This is a genomic window from Methylovorus menthalis, from assembly GCF_020523625.1.
In the GTDB taxonomy this organism is placed as follows: domain Bacteria; phylum Pseudomonadota; class Gammaproteobacteria; order Burkholderiales; family Methylophilaceae; genus Methylovorus; species Methylovorus menthalis.
In genome coordinates this window covers 1,667,446-1,682,082 of sequence record NZ_JAJAQH010000006.1, presented here as the reverse complement: position 1 = coordinate 1,682,082, position 14,637 = coordinate 1,667,446, and the positions used below count along the sequence as shown (strand labels likewise).

The following is a 14,637-nucleotide window of genomic DNA, read 5'->3' as shown; positions in this document are numbered from 1 at the left end:
CGCCTGCCCTTGCGGCATGGCGTCTTCTGTGGGTGGAGAGCATATGGCCGCAAAGATTGGCCGTTTTGAAATCGTGCGCATGCTGGGCAAGGGCGCACAAGGCATCGTTTACCTTGCGCGTGACAGCCATCTTGGGCGCGATGTCGCGATCAAAACCCTGCATGCCACGCAAGAGGGCATGGGCACGCTGATTGAGGAAGCGCGCATCGTCAGCAAGTTGCAGCATGGCAATATCGTCACGCTTTTTGATGCGGGCGAACATGATGGCGCGCCTTATCTGGTGTATGCCTATGTGCAAGGGCAGACGCTGGCGCAGCTGTTGCAGGCGGAGCCTGCACTGCCATTGACCCGTGCGGTGCAGATTGTCTGCAGCCTGCTGGATGCGCTTGCCTATGCGCATGAGCAGGGTGTGCTGCACCTGGATATCAAGCCTGCCAATATCATGCTCACCGCCAGCGGCCAGCCGCAGATCATGGATTTTGGAATAGCACGCAGCATCAGTCAGCCCAGCCCGGGGCGTATTGATGGTTCGCCACATTACATGGCCCCTGAAATGGTTACCGGCAAAAAAGTTACACTGCGCGCGGATATCTATTCTCTGGGCATGCTGCTGTACACACTGGTGACCGGCAAGCCGGCGGTGGAAGGCGATGATGTGCATGAGGTGCTGCGCAAAACCCTGCACGACGCCACTACGGCACCCTCCGAGCGCAATATCCATGTGGATGCCCAGCTGGAGGCCATTATCCTGAAAGCGCTGGCAAAAAATCCGGATGACCGCTATGCCAATGCTGCGGCCATGAACCAGGCCTTGCAGCAGTATCTGGACCCGACGCGCGAGGATCAAAAATCCGCGCACGACAGCAAGCACAGTACGCTGGAGTTCCTGCTGCGGCGAATGCAGAGCAAGAGTGATTTCCCGATTTTGTCGTCTACCCTGAGCGAGATCAATCGCGTGGTGGATGATGAATCAGCCAGTACCAATATCCTCACCAAGACGATCCTGCAGGACTTTGCCCTGACCAACAAGCTGCTGCGACTGGTCAATACAGTCACCTACGGCCAGTTTGGCGGCAAAATCAACACGATTTCCAAGGCGGTGGTGATTCTAGGCTTTGAGACCGTACGCAATGTGGCCATGACCTTGATCCTGTTCGAGTTTTTACAGAACAAGGCACAGGCCGCGCAGCTGAAGGATGATGTGCTGTCATCCTATTTTGCCGGAATACTGGCCGCGCAATTTTCTTCCGGTCGCAATATACGCGATGCCGAAGAGGCCATGATCTGCTCCATGTTTCGCAATCTGGGCAAATTGCTGGCGACGTTTTACTTCTTTGAAGAAAGCCAGGAAGTGGCGCGGCTGGTGGAGCAAGGGGATAGTGAAGACAAGGCGGCGGTAAAGGTGCTTGGCATGGGGTACAGCGAACTGGGTGTGGGCGTCGCCAGGAGCTGGAACTTCCCGCCGCGCTTGCTGGCGGGCATGCAAAGGCTGGTGGGCGACGTGATCAAGCCCTATGGTGAACTCGAAACCCTGACCGTCACTGTTAATCTGGCCAATGAGCTCTGTGCCGTGATTGCGCATGGCAACGCCGAGCAGCAAACCCAGGGCATACGCAAGATCATGAAGCGCTACAAGGATGCGGTGGCGATTACCGAGCTGCAATTGCGTGGGGCGATTGAGTCCAGTCTGGCAGAAATGTCGGCCCGAGCCGGGATCATCAGCATCAATCTCGCGCAAAGTGCCTTGATGAAAAAGATGCGCCAATGGGCCGGGGAAGAAGACGTTGTCACCAAAGAACTGGTTCCCGAAGTGGATAGCATGGCGGGTATCACGCGGCTGGATATGGGGCATATTGCCGATGAGGGTGACGTCAATGCCGAGCGGCACGACGCCGATGCCATCTTGTCGGCGGGTATTCAGGACGTGACCAATACGCTGGTGGAAGAGCATCAGCTCAATGACATCATGCAAATGGTGCTTGAAACCATGCATCGCGGCATGGAGTTTCAGCGCACGATTATCTGTGTACGCGATGCCAAGCACAATGTGATGGCGGCCCGGTTTGGTTTTGGCAAGGATGCCGAAGCCATGCTGCCGAAGTTTCGCTTTCCCATCAATACGGCGCCCGATGTGTTTCAGATTGCGCTCAGCAAGGCGGCTGACCTCTCCATTGCCGATATCAACGCCCCGAATATCGCAGATAAAATTCCCGCGTGGTATCGCGCCATGGTGACCACAGGCAGCCTGCTGCTATTGCCTATCGTGATCAAGGACAAACCTATTGCTCTGTTTTATGCAGATATGCCTACCGCCAACAGCATGCAGATCTCGCAACGTCAGCTTTCCCTGTTGCGTACCCTGCGTAATCAGGCCGTGCTGGCCATACGCCAGAAAATGTAATGCGAACGCGATGGCGTGATGGCGGTCACACTGGCAATGAGATCAATAATGGGAGGTGATATATGGAAAGTCCCGCACATGAAATGGCTCAACTGTTTGAGCAGCTAGGGCTGGCTTCGGATGAGGCGTCGATTGTCGAGTTCATCAATACCCATGGCCATTTGCATACCGGTCTGGCATTGAGCGAAGCGCCATTCTGGACACTTTCGCAGGCCGCATTTCTGCGCGAAGCCATTCAGGCAGATGCCGACTGGGCGGAGGTGGTGGATAGATTGAATGCCAGTCTGCATGCGGCGCGCGAGGCTGGCGCCGATCAGAATTAGGCTTTAATTAAGGGGCCGTGGAATAACAAAAAAGGCAGCGCAGGCTGCCTTTTTATGTTTTAGCACGCTTTAAGGCGGGCTATCTTGACCGTGGCGGCCGGGGAGCGATTTGCGCTCTGGCGGCTGATGGGTTGGCGACGGTGAAGGGGCGATGTTGCCCAGCTGTAGAAAGCCCAGGCAGCTGAAACCACAAAACCGGTGGTGCCAGTCAGCATGGCGCCGTCACTCTCATTGGCAAACCAGCCTAAACCGGCGCTGAATGCGGTGAAAACAAAGGGTATGGCAAACAGAATGAAAAACTTGATAAGCATGATGTCCTTTTGGGATTTTTGGTGTTGAGAAATCGTTGGCTTTGGTAAAACCAACGATTTGCATTGTGACAGACATTTGTTACAGAAAAATGTAATAAATGAAAGCAATTGAAACAGTCTTATCCTTGGGGCAGGCCGATGTTGGTCGAACACCAAGGTCGAGCAGCAAGCATTACCCGCCTTCATTTCAGACAATCTGTGCGTTCCCAGGTTTTTTAAGTCATTCAGTTTTCACCCAGTTTTTAAGTCACTCAGAAAGTGCCGCCAGTATCGCCTGCCACTCTTCTTCTGGCGTTTCATATTCCTCATAACGATGGGCTGTCCGCGCATACCAGTAGCGGCTATTGCCTTCGTCGGGTTCTATCTTGTGCAACACGGCATGAATCCAGTGGGCGGCGGGATGACCTGAGGCCTGGGCAATATTGTGTGCGGCATCCCATTCGCCGGCTATCGCCAGGCGAGTGGCTTTCTTCAACTCTTCAAGTGCTGTCTGAGCGTTCATTGAAGTTTCTCCTTGTCTGATATCAGCGCGCCGCTTTTACCAAGAGCCGCTGCCTGCCACAAATACCATGCAGCAATGCTGCGGTAGGGTTTCCATTGTTCGCTAATCACGGCCAAGGCTATGGGTTTTGGCTGCTCCGGCAGATTTTTAAGCAGGCGCCAGCCTTCGCGCACGCCAAAATCATCGACCGGTAGCACGTCATCGCGCCCCAGGGTAAAGATCAGCAGCATTTCTACCGTCCAGCGCCCGATGCCCTTGAGCGAGGTGAGGCGCGTAATCAGCTCTTCATCGCTCATTTCTGCAGCGCGCACCGCACTGGGGACTGTACCAGCAAGCGTGGCTGCCGCAATGCCGCGAATGGCGGTGACTTTTGCCATGGACAGACCGCAGCTTCGGAGCTCTGTTGCATCGGCAGCTGCAAGTTGTTCCGGGCTAGGAAAGCCAGCATGTGGAAAGTTTGCCATCAGTCTGGCCAGTATCGCAGCGGCGGCGTTGCCATGGAGTTGCTGGTGGGCGACGGCGCGTACCAGCGCTTCGTAGGGTTCGCGTTGCTCACGCCGCTGAATGGCGCAGGGGCCTGCCAGGGTAACCAGACGTTGCCAGTCCATATCTAGCCCAGCCAGAAAACGGCTGGCTTCTATATCCCTATTTTCAGGTATTGCAATTTGCATATGATCTCGTCATGGACGCGCGGCGACGCAGTCGCATTAACAATTTTGGCACCATTCTGGTGTCTGAGTTGCCGCAGAAGTGACATAAATAGCCTAGCATGATTCTATTGACCATGGATGTTGTCCAGTTTTTGCGCTTTGTGCGATAATTTCCAGTTGGGCGACATCCGCTCCAATACGCTGGAAAGCCGTTAAATCAACGACTTTTGCATATGCAGTTCCCTTAATAGCTTGAAAGATCACTATGCCGGTAATACGTTTGCCTGACGGCTCTGAACGACAGTTCGATGCCCCCCTCACCGTTGCTGCGGTTGCGCAAAGCATAGGCGCTGGCCTTGCCCGCGCCGCACTGGCAGGCAAAGTCACATTGCCTGGGCAAGAGCCTCGCTTGGTGGATACCTCGTTCGAGATTGCAGAGGATATTGATCTTGCCATCATTACCGACAAGGATGCCGATGGGCTTGAAGTCATTCGGCACTCCACTGCGCACTTGCTGGCGTATGCCGTCAAGGAGCTGTTCCCGGAAGCACAAGTGACCATTGGTCCAGTGATCGACAATGGCTTCTACTATGACTTTTCCTACAAGCGTCCGTTTACGCCGGAAGACCTCGAAGCCATCGAAAAGAAAATGGCCGAGCTCGCCAAAAAGGATGAGCAGGTTACCCGCAAGGTGCTGCCACGCGATGAAGCCGTGGCGTACTTCCAGTCCATAGGTGAGGCTTACAAGGCGGAAATTATTGCCTCCATCCCGGCAGATCAGGATGTGTCGCTCTACACCGAGGGTAACTTCACTGATCTATGTCGCGGCCCCCATGTGCCCTCTACTGGCAAGCTCAAGGCGTTCAAGCTGATGAAGGTGGCTGGCGCCTATTGGCGTGGTGACTCCAACAATGAAATGCTGCAACGCATTTACGGTACCGCCTGGGCGAAAAAAGAAGACCTGGAAGCGTATCTGCATATGCTGGAAGAGGCGGAAAAGCGTGATCACCGCAAACTCGGCAAGCAACTGGATTATTTCCACATGCAGGATGAAGCGCCCGGCATGGTTTTCTGGCACCCGCGCGGCTGGAGTCTTTGGCAGGAGGTGGAGCAATACATGCGCGGCCTGTTCCGCCAGTATGGCTATCAGGAAGTCAAAACGCCGACCATCATGGATCGCTCGCTGTGGGAGAAGTCTGGCCATTGGCAGAATTACCGTGAAAATATGTTCACGACATCTTCGGAAAACCGCGATTACGCCGTGAAGCCGATGAATTGTCCTGGTCATGTCCAGATTTTCAACAGTGGCTTGCATAGCTACCGCGACTTGCCCTTGCGTTTGGCCGAGTTTGGCTCCTGTCACCGCAACGAGCCATCCGGCGCCTTGCACGGCCTGATGCGCGTACGCGGCTTTACCCAGGACGATGCGCATATTTTCTGTACTGAGGATCAGATCAAGCAGGAAGTGGCGGACTTTATTGTCATGCTATACCAGGCTTATAAGGATTTTGGCTTCAGCGATGTGCTGGTCAAGCTGTCCACTCGGCCAGAAAAACGTGTAGGCGCCGACGAAACCTGGGACAAGGCTGAAGCATCCCTGGCCGCAGCGTTGCGTGAAAACAACCTGGCGTTTGACCTGCAGCCAGGCGAGGGGGCGTTTTACGGTCCCAAGATCGAATTTACCCTGAAAGATAGTCTGGGTCGCCTGTGGCAATGCGGTACTATACAGCTGGACTTCAATTTGCCTGAGCGCCTTGGCGCGGAGTATGTGGCCGAAGATAACACCCGCAAGCACCCTGTGATGCTGCATCGTGCCATCGTCGGTTCCATGGAGCGTTTCCTGGGCATTCTGATTGAAAACTACGCCGGGGCGATGCCAACTTGGCTGGCCCCTGTTCAGGCCATGGTCCTCAATATCACGGATAGCCAGTCTGCTTATGTGCAGGAAGTGGTTGCAGAACTCAGGAAAAACGGCTTCCGGGTCGATTCAGACTTGAGGAATGAGAAAATAACCTATAAAATTCGCGAACATAGCTTGCAGAAGCTGCCTTATCTGCTAGTGGCAGGTGACCGCGAAATGCAAAGCGGACAAGTGGCTGTGCGTACCCGCAAGGGTGAAGACCTTGGTTCCATGTCGGTGAGCGCGTTTGTAGAACGACTCAAGGCGGACGTTGGCGCCAAGGTTTAAATTTATGCATGGCTGTTTAATGATTAATTTGGAGAATTTGCGATAGCTCAAGAAAAAGAAATACGAATCAACGGTGACATAACAGCACAACAGATTCGGTTGGTGGGGGTTGATGGCGAGCCGCTGGGGATCATGAGTCTTAATGAGGCTTTTGCCAAAGCGGAAGAAGCGGATATTGATCTGGTTGAGATTGCGCCTCAGGCGCAGCCGCCAGTCTGTCGCCTGATGGATTACGGCAAGTTCAAATATGCCGAAAGCAAGCGTCAGCATGAAGCTCGTCTCAAGCAGAAACAGGTGCAGGTCAAGGAAGTCAAATTCCGACCAGGCACGGATGAAGGCGATTACCAAGTCAAGCTGCGTAGCCTGATCCGCTTCTTGCAGGAAGGCGACAAGGCCAAGATTACCTTGCGTTTCCGTGGCCGTGAAATCACCCACCAGGAGCTTGGGCTCGCACTTTTGAAGCGTGTGGAAGCCGACTTGCAGGAACATGCAGTGGTTGAGCAGTTCCCCAAGATGGAAGGCCGTCAGATGGTGATGGTGCTTGGTCCGCACAAGAAGCAGAAGTAATAGCATTAACTTCAGTCCGTTATTACGCTATAATAGCGGGCTGTTTTGATGATGGCTGGCGTCTGATGGTGCCAGTATCAAGCAGCAAGAGGTAGCGACGCGGCTAAAGGCATGCCCGATCGCTCTTTTTTATTGTTCCTTCAGGAGAAAAAAATGCCAAAAATGAAAACCAAGAGTGGCGCCAAAAAGCGCTTCAAGTTCTTGGGTAATGGCAAGGTTAAGCGTACCCATTCGCACCTGCGCCACATCCTCACCAAGAAGACCACCAAGCAGAAGCGTAACCTGCGCGGCACGGCTATTATTTCCGCAACTGACGTCAAGCGCGTACGCGCCATGATGCCAACTCAATAAGGAGATAGAGCATGCCTAGAGTAAAACGTGGTGTCATCGCCCGCGCACGTCACAAGAAGGTTTTAGACGCTGCCAAGGGTTATCGTGGTCGTCGCAAGAATGTATACCGTGTTGCCAAGCAAGCGGTAATGAAGGCTGGTCAATATGCATACCGTGACCGTCGTCAAAGAAAGCGTCAATTCCGTGCCTTGTGGATCGCGCGTATCAACGCCGGTGCACGTGAGTATGGTTTGACATACAGCCGTTTCATCAACGGTCTGAAGAAGTCTGCGATTGAAGTGGATCGCAAGGTATTGGCCGATCTGGCAGTGTTCGACAAAGTGGCATTTGCCAAGTTTGCCGAGCTGGCAAAATCGGGCCTTGCTGCCGCTTAAGTCCGGCAATTGAAAAAGGAGGCCTTGTGCCTCCTTTTTTATTGGGTTTTTCCCTCAGCCATTTCGATACAGATTCCTGATGGGATTCATGCACCTGAATGCTGATGAAAATGCCCTGATTTATTGATGCATGATACATGCAAGTAAGGTCTCAAGAATATATGACACAACATCTTGATCACATCCTGAGCGAGGCACAAACCGCTTTTGCCGCGTGTGACAATCTCAATGATCTGGAGCAGGCCAAGGCACGTTTTCTCGGTAAAAGTGGTGCCTTGACCGACGCATTGAAGGGCTTGGGCAAATTGTCCGCCGAGGAACGGCCCGCGGCCGGCGCTGCCATCAATGTCGTCAAGCAGGGCGTGGAAGAGGCCTTGCGTGCGCGTCGCGATACGCTGTTGCTGGCTGAGCAGGAGCGTCAGCTTTCCAGTGAAGCGCTGGATGTGACATTGCCAGCACGTCGCGATGATCGCGGCGGCGCCCATCCGGTTTCACTTACCTTGGCGCGGATTGAGCAGCTGTTTCATTCCATAGGCTTTGATGTGGCCGAGGGGCCGGAAATCGAGTCGGATTTCTATAATTTCACCGCCCTGAATATTCCTGAAGATCATCCTGCACGTGCCATGCACGACACGTTTTATGTGGATGAGCAGCATGTGCTGCGCACGCATACCTCGCCTGTGCAAGTCCATTACATGCAGAACAAGACACCCCCGCTGAAAATCATTGCGCCGGGCCGCGTGTATCGCGTGGACTCCGATGCCACGCACTCGCCCATGTTCCACCAGGTGGAGGGGTTGTGGGTAGATGAAGACATCAGCTTTGCCAATCTCAAGGGCGTCGTACAGGATTTCTTGCAACGCTTTTTCGAGCGTGAAGATCTGGAAGTGCGCTTCCGTCCTTCCTTCTTCCCTTTCACCGAACCTTCCGCCGAGATGGATATGAGCTGGAATGGCGGCTGGCTGGAGATCGGCGGTTGTGGCATGGTGCACCCCGAAGTGTTCAAGCATGTAGGCATCGATAGTGAAAAATATCGTGGGTTTGCCTTTGGGCTGGGCGTTGAGCGCCTGACGATGCTGCGGTATGGCGTGAATGACTTGCGCCTGTTTTTCGAAAACGATCTTCGCTTCCTCAAGCAGTTTGGTTAACGATCATGCAATTCTCAGAAATTTGGTTACGCGAATACGTCAATCCGGCAATGGATAGTGAGCAGCTCGGTCATGCCTTAACCATGGCCGGACTCGAGGTGGAAGCAATGGATGCCGTGGCGTCAGCGTTCAGCCACGTTGTGGTAGCAGAGGTGCTGACGGCAGAAAAACATCCGGATGCAGATCGCCTGCAAGTGTTAACGGTAGATGTCGGCTCTGGTGCTCCTTTGCAGATCGTCTGCGGTGCCAGTAATGCGCGCGTGGGCCTCAAGGCGCCATGCGCCATGGTAGGCGCAGCTCTGCCGGGCTTTAACATCAAGCAAGCCAAAGTACGTGGTGTAGAGTCGTTTGGCATGATGTGTTCTGCCAAGGAGCTGGGGCTGGCGGAAGAGAGCAGTGGCTTGCTGGAGCTGCCAGCAGATGCGGTCACAGGTACCGATATTCGTGATTACCTGCAGCTCAATGATCAGTTGTTTACGCTGAAATTGACGCCGAACCGCAGCGATTGCCTGAGTATCGTCGGCATCGCGCGCGATGTGGCAGCGATCACAGGGGCTGTATTGCAGTTGCCCACGATTGATCAAGTAACAGCTGTCGCCAGTACCAGCGTCAATATTGCGGTGCGTGAAGCAGATGCGTGCCCGTATTACAGTGGACGCAGTATTCGTGGTGTAAATGCGGCTGTCGACACACCTATCTGGATGCAGAGGCGCTTGGAGCGCAGTGGCATCCGCAGTATCACTGCCATCGTCGATATTACCAATTATGTATTGCTCGAATTAGGCCAGCCTCTACATGCCTTTGATGCTGCCAAGCTGCAGGGTGATATAGAAGTGCGTTACGCCAAACAGGGGGAAGCACTGACGTTGTTGAACCAGCAGCAGGCCACGTTGCAGCAGGATATGCTGGTTATTGCCGATACCCATGGCCCGCTGGCGTTGGCCGGTATCATGGGCGGTCTGGATTCGGCCGTGTCACTGGAGACACGCGATATTTTCCTGGAAAGTGCATACTTTGCTCCAGGCGTGATCGCCGGTAAAGCGCGCCGTCTTGGCTTGTCGACTGACTCATCGTATCGTTTTGAACGTGGCGTGGATTTTGGCAGCACCCGTCAGGCATTAGAACGTGCAACCGCTCTTATCCTTGAGATTTGCGGTGGTGAGCCCGGTGACATTGTCGAAGTCAAAGCCACCTTGCCCACGCGCAAGCCGGTGACATTGCGCTATGAGCGACTGCTTTCTGTCCTCGGGATTCCGCTGGAGCGTAGCGAAGTATCGGCCATATTTGCGCGCCTTGGTTTCGTGGCGCGTGAATCGGATGGTAGCTACGAGATTACGCCTCCCAGCTATCGGTTTGATATCGAAATTGAAGAGGATCTCATTGAGGAAGTAGCTCGCCTGCATGGCTATGAGCATATTCCCGCGATTGCACCGCAAGCGACATTGGCCATGCTGCCAGCCTCAGGGGGCGAACTGAATCGGGCCTGGGTGCGCGATGCCTTGGTGGCTGGCGGCTACCAGGAAATCGTCAGCTACAGCTTTGTGGACGCCAGCTGGGAGCGTGACTTGCTGGGTAATGATGACGCGATTGTTCTGAAAAACCCCATTGCCAGCAATATGAGCGTCATGCGCAGCGGCTTGTGGGGTGGGTTGTTGCAGACCCTGGTTTACAACCTCAACCGCAAGCAGGCGCGCGCCAAGCTGTTTGAAATTGGCTCTGCATATAAGAAGGCCGAATCCGGCTATGGGGAAACCATGCGCGTCTCCGGGCTGGCTTACGGGGCGGCCCAACCTGAGCAATGGGCCGCGGAAGAGCGCGATGTGGATTTTTACGATGTTAAAGCGCAAGTGGATGCCTTGACGCAGGGTAGAGCTGTGTATCAGGCCGCGACACATCCTGCGTTGCATCCCGGACAATCTGCGCATGTGTTGCTGGATGGCAAGGTCATTGGCTGGCTGGGCAAGTTGCACCCCAAGTGGCAGCAACATTATCAATTGCCGCGCAGCACGGTAGTGTTTGAGTGTGATCTGACACCTTTGCTGGCAGTCAAAGTGCCAAGGTATCGAGAAGTGCCAAAGTTCCCACCGGTACGGCGTGATATTGCCGTGGTCGTGAACGAAAGTACGCCTGTTCAGGCACTGCTGGATAGCATGAATGAGGCCGAAAATACCCTGGTTTCCGAGATTGCATTGTTTGATATTTACCGTGGAAAAGGCGTCCCGGAAAACAAAAAAAGCCTTGCATTTCTTGTGCTTATGCAAGATACTCAAAAAACTTTGACGGACGCTGAGGCAGATGCCGTCATGAGTAATTTGCTAGTATTGCTCAAGACCAAACATGGTGCGGAATTAAGAAATTAGAACGCCAATGGGGCGCCACTTTTTAGAAAATGCGTCGCGATGGTGCGAAAGTTAAGAAAAGTAGTTGGGAGATTTGCATGACATTAACCAAAGCCGATCTGGCTGATTTGCTGTTTGAACAGGTTGGGCTAAACAAGCGTGAGGCCAAAGATATGGTCGAAGCTTTTTTTGAAGAAATACGTACGGCTTTGGAATCAGGAGACAGTGTAAAACTGTCTGGTTTCGGCAATTTCGAATTACGTCAAAAATCAGAGCGGCCAGGCCGCAATCCCAAAACCGGCGAAGAAATCCCTATCACGGCTCGCCGTGTGGTGACCTTTCATGCCAGCCAGAAGCTCAAGCTAAAGGTAGAGGAGGCTTATGCCGGAGACCGCGCCTAAGGTTGTGTTGCCGCCGATTCCTGCCAAGCGGTACTTCACCATTGGTGAGGTTAGCGAGCTATGTGGCGTCAAGCCACATGTCTTGCGCTATTGGGAGCAGGAATTCACGCAGCTTAAACCCGTCAAGCGTCGTGGTAATCGCCGGTATTACCAGCACCATGAAGTTCTGCTGATTCGCCGTATCCGCGAATTACTCTACGAACAAGGCTTCACCATCAGTGGCGCCCGTAATCGTCTTGACGATGCGGCACAAGCAGTCGAGGCTCCCCCCGAAACTGTAGTTGAAAAACAAGTCGAGCGCTCAAGTGCACCATCAGGCTACCCGTCATTGGATGTCGGTTTGTTGCGTAACGAATTGCGTGAAGTGCTTGATCTGCTTCGAGCATACTGAAAACCAATTTCCTGTTTGTTCCAGACAGCTCAATCCGCTATAATGCAGGCCTTGTTGCTTTAGCGACATCGGGGCGTAGCGCAGCCTGGTAGCGTACTTGCATGGGGTGCAAGTGGTCGCAAGTTCGAATCTTGCCGTCCCGACCAGTATCCGAAAGGGGTTAGATATCTAACCCCTTTTTTCATATTCGCGCGATCATTTCAGCGCGATATCTCGTTTATACATTCCTATCCCGTTTTTCCAAGTCGTTTGGATTTTCAAATTTTGTTGTCGCTCGGCCTAGCTCAGGCGTTCTGAAGATGGATTCTTAATCATCGACATTGTTAATGAGAATTGTTATTATTTGTAAATAGTTCTTAATAACAATGATGTGCAAGGAAAATAATGTCTCGTTTCTCTATACTGACCAGTTCGGTCAATCCCATACAAGTTTCAGGCAAGGCAGCGGGTGCTTTATTGCTGTTGGCATTTTCTGCGGGTGGGTCTGCAGAGGAGGTGACAGAGCAGCAGCTGACGGATAAAAAGAAAGCACAGCAGAGCACAGCGGCAACGCCGGCTGAGACAACACTGGATACTGTCCATGTTATTGATAAGTCAGCAGACACGGTTTTGCCGGGCGAGTTGGTGCCTGCGTATGTCGGTGGTCAAGTAGCGCGAGGAGGCCGGGTGGGATTGCTGGGCAATAAGTCCGTGCTGGATACGCCATATAGTGTGATTAGCTATACTCGTGAGCTAATTCAGAACCAGCAGGCGACGACCTTAGCGGATATTGTCGAAAACGACTCATCCATTCGCAATAACAACCCCCGGTTTGGTCGCTTTGATCAGTTCTCCATCCGTGGTTTTTCTCTATCGAATGGGGAGGTGGCGCTAAACGGCTTGTTCGGGCTGGTTCCCAACTACACAGTACCACTGGAGGGGGTTGAGCGAGTTGAAGTGCTTAAAGGGCCTAATAGTTTGTTGAATGGCATGGCACCTACTGGTGGCGTTGGCGGTGCGATCAATGTGATTGCCAAGCGGGCGACGGATGCACCGATTACCCAGGTTACCGCTAACTATGCCTCAAGCTCGGTTCTTGGCGGGCATGTGGATATCGGTCGGCGTTTCGGCAGTGATAATCAGTTTGGTATTCGTCTGAACTCGGTATATCAGGATGGCAAGACGGCATTCTCGAATGATCAGAAAATAGAGCGTTCACTCATGACATTGGGGCTGGATTTTCGAGGTGAAAATGTACGCCTGTTTATGGACGTGTGGCATTACGAGAATCGTGGCACGGCGCCAATGGAGCGCGTGACCTTGAATAGTCGGAACGGTGTTCTGGCAGCCGTGCCGGATGCCGATAAGGTCACCCGCAACTTCGCCCAACGCTGGTCTTATGCCAATACCATAGACACGACAGTTGCCGTGCGTGGCGAGTATGATTTTTCACCTGCTATCACAGCCTATGCCGCGGTGGGAGCTCGTCGCGGACGATACGATTTTCTGCGGGTGCCGGTGGCGGTGGATTCTGCGGGGAATTTTGTTACCACGACCGGTAACACCACGGTCAATACGAGTACCGTGAATCGTTTTCTAAGGCATGAGGATACGGTGTCTGGAGAAGCAGGCGTGCGCGCCATGTTTGATACTGGTGTGGTTCACCATACGGTGAATCTCAATACCAGTTTGTATCGTATCCAGTTTGGTAATCTGGAAAGTGAAATAGGCACGGTGGCATCCAATATTTACAACCCGGTGAATGGGATAGAGCCAGCCGTGATTGGCATGTCCAATACACCTCCACGTACGGCTGAGACCGACTTGAGCAGTGTTGCCCTGAGCGATACTTTATCCATGCTGGATGACCGTCTGCAAATCACCATCGGGGTGCGCAAGCAGTCGGTGCTTAATAAAACGTATCTGGTGACAGGGCCTGTGCGGGCCAAGTATGACGAAGATGCACTGACCCCGACGTTCGCTTTTACGGTAAAGCCGCTCGACCATTTGGCGCTTTATGGAAATTATATTGAGTCGCTGACACAGACCGCGATGGCGCCTACCAATGCGGCCAATGCGGGAGATATTTTTCCTCCAGCCAAAACCAAGCAGGTTGAGGTCGGTGCCAAGCTGGATCTTGGTAACTTCACTTCTACCTTGGCATTGTTCCGGATTGAGCGGCCCAGTACATTTCGCGACCCCGCCACCCTTATTTTTGGATTGAATGGAGAGCAGCACAATACTGGCTTAGAGTGGTCTCTTTATGGGGAGCCTGTGAGTGGCGTCCGTGTATTGGGTGGGGTGACACTGCTGGATGGCGAATTGAAAAAGACATTGGGTGGCGTCAACGATGGCAATACTGCACCAGGCGTAGCCAAAGTGAATGCCAATCTCGGGATAGAGTGGGATGTTACTGCCATACCTGGTTTTACCTGGACGGCACGTACCATCTATACCAGTGATCAATATGTAGATGCTGCCAATACGCGGGAGATTCCAGATTGGGCGAGGCTGGATCTTGGTGCCCGCTACCGGTTTGTTTCGGGTGGTAAAAACGTAACCCTACGCGCCACGGTAGATAATGTGCTCGACAAGCATTACTGGGCCACCGTCAGCACTAGCGATAGTGTGAATGGCCTGACCTATGGCACACCACGCATGGCATTTTTCTCTGCCACAGTGGACTTTTAATCGGAGCAGTACTTGGGGTTG

The 14,637-nt window shown here is 53.3% G+C and carries 14 protein-coding genes and 1 tRNA gene; 12 read left to right on the top strand and 3 right to left on the bottom strand.

Going from position 1 to position 14,637, the window contains the following annotated elements; genetic code table 11:
• Positions 1-43 precede the first annotated feature (43 nt).
• Together LG204_RS13810 and LG204_RS13805 are read left to right on the top strand one after the other, a co-directional pair.
• The gene (locus LG204_RS13810; protein ID WP_230337812.1) at positions 44-2,401 is read left to right on the top strand and encodes a serine/threonine protein kinase; all 2,358 of its coding nucleotides are present in this window, start codon (positions 44-46) and stop codon (positions 2,399-2,401) included.
• Between the two features lie 62 nt (positions 2,402-2,463).
• Positions 2,464-2,724, top strand: a complete 261-nt coding sequence (locus LG204_RS13805; protein WP_230337811.1) for a DUF2789 domain-containing protein — start codon at positions 2,464-2,466, stop codon at positions 2,722-2,724.
• 59 nt (positions 2,725-2,783) lie between these two features.
• Here the strand turns inward: LG204_RS13805 and LG204_RS13800 are convergent, their stop codons facing one another.
• The 3 genes from LG204_RS13800 to LG204_RS13790 form a co-directional block, all read right to left on the bottom strand.
• Positions 2,784-3,035 (bottom strand): hypothetical protein, encoded by a 252-nt coding sequence (locus LG204_RS13800; protein ID WP_013441546.1) that lies wholly within the window; start codon positions 3,033-3,035, stop codon positions 2,784-2,786.
• A 247-nt stretch (positions 3,036-3,282) separates the two neighbouring features.
• On the bottom strand, positions 3,283-3,537 hold the full coding sequence (locus LG204_RS13795) for a hypothetical protein (protein ID WP_230337810.1): 255 nt from the start codon (positions 3,535-3,537) through the stop codon (positions 3,283-3,285).
• Positions 3,534-4,145, bottom strand: a complete 612-nt coding sequence (locus LG204_RS13790) for a DNA-3-methyladenine glycosylase family protein (RefSeq protein ID WP_328441979.1) — start codon at positions 4,143-4,145, stop codon at positions 3,534-3,536. Before LG204_RS13790 ends, LG204_RS13795 begins: the two co-directional genes overlap by 4 nt.
• A 307-nt stretch (positions 4,146-4,452) precedes the next feature.
• Between LG204_RS13790 and thrS the strand changes: the two genes are divergently transcribed.
• From thrS to LG204_RS13740, 10 genes are all read left to right on the top strand, one after another.
• Positions 4,453-6,375, top strand: a complete 1,923-nt coding sequence (gene thrS / locus LG204_RS13785; RefSeq protein WP_230337808.1) for a threonine--tRNA ligase — start codon at positions 4,453-4,455, stop codon at positions 6,373-6,375.
• 42 nt (positions 6,376-6,417) lie between these two features.
• Complete coding sequence (infC, locus tag LG204_RS13780) at positions 6,418-6,942, top strand: translation initiation factor IF-3 (RefSeq protein ID WP_015829557.1); 525 nt, start codon at positions 6,418-6,420, stop codon at positions 6,940-6,942.
• Between the two features lie 153 nt (positions 6,943-7,095).
• Entirely contained in the window at positions 7,096-7,293 is a 198-nt protein-coding gene (rpmI, locus tag LG204_RS13775) for a 50S ribosomal protein L35 (RefSeq protein WP_013441551.1), read from the top strand.
• An 11-nt stretch (positions 7,294-7,304) separates the two neighbouring features.
• Positions 7,305-7,667 carry a 50S ribosomal protein L20 gene (gene rplT, locus LG204_RS13770; RefSeq protein ID WP_067268088.1) on the top strand — a complete coding sequence of 121 codons (363 nt, stop codon included), beginning with the start codon at positions 7,305-7,307 and terminating at the stop codon, positions 7,665-7,667.
• A 161-nt stretch (positions 7,668-7,828) separates the two neighbouring features.
• Positions 7,829-8,815 (top strand): phenylalanine--tRNA ligase subunit alpha, encoded by a 987-nt coding sequence (gene pheS, locus LG204_RS13765; protein ID WP_230337807.1) that lies wholly within the window; start codon positions 7,829-7,831, stop codon positions 8,813-8,815.
• 5 nt (positions 8,816-8,820) lie between these two features.
• A complete protein-coding gene (gene pheT, locus LG204_RS13760; protein ID WP_230337806.1) occupies positions 8,821-11,175 on the top strand; it encodes a phenylalanine--tRNA ligase subunit beta in 2,355 nt (784 codons plus the stop codon).
• Positions 11,176-11,252: 77 nt separating this feature from the next.
• Positions 11,253-11,555: an integration host factor subunit alpha gene (locus LG204_RS13755; protein ID WP_013441555.1), complete on the top strand. Its 303-nt coding sequence runs from the start codon at positions 11,253-11,255 to the stop codon at positions 11,553-11,555.
• Positions 11,536-11,946: a MerR family transcriptional regulator gene (locus LG204_RS13750; protein WP_230337805.1), complete on the top strand. Its 411-nt coding sequence runs from the start codon at positions 11,536-11,538 to the stop codon at positions 11,944-11,946. Before LG204_RS13755 ends, LG204_RS13750 begins: the two co-directional genes overlap by 20 nt.
• A gap of 69 nt (positions 11,947-12,015) precedes the next feature.
• A tRNA-Pro gene (locus LG204_RS13745) sits at positions 12,016-12,092 on the top strand.
• 238 nt (positions 12,093-12,330) lie between these two features.
• Entirely contained in the window at positions 12,331-14,616 is a 2,286-nt protein-coding gene (locus LG204_RS13740) for a TonB-dependent receptor (protein ID WP_230337804.1), read from the top strand.
• The last annotated feature ends 21 nt before the right edge of the window (positions 14,617-14,637 follow it).